Origin of the sequence: Bacteroides caecigallinarum, from assembly GCF_021531075.1 — a bacterium.
GTDB classification, from domain to species: domain Bacteria; phylum Bacteroidota; class Bacteroidia; order Bacteroidales; family Bacteroidaceae; genus Phocaeicola; species Phocaeicola caecigallinarum_B.
Genome location: NZ_JADYTJ010000173.1, coordinates 1 through 257, shown reverse-complemented (window position 1 = coordinate 257; position 257 = coordinate 1). Strand labels below are relative to the sequence as shown.

Below are 257 nucleotides of genomic sequence, written 5' to 3'. Positions count from 1 at the left end.
CGGCAAGCTGCCTTCTGTACCCCCCATTGTAACACGTGTGTAGCCCCGGACGTAAGGGCCGTGCTGATTTGACGTCATCCCCACCTTCCTCACATCTTACGATGGCAGTACCGCCAGAGTCCTCAGCTCAACCTGTTAGTAACTGGCAGAAAGGGTTGCGCTCGTTATGGCACTTAAGCCGACACCTCACGGCACGAGCTGACGACAACCATGCAGCACCTTCATACATGCCTTGCGGCTGATCTGTCTCCAAATCA

At 55.3% G+C, this 257-nt stretch carries 1 rRNA gene; it reads right to left on the bottom strand.

The features are described 5' to 3' along the window. A 16S ribosomal RNA gene (locus I6E11_RS14950) occupies nucleotides 1-257 on the bottom strand; the annotation flags it as partial.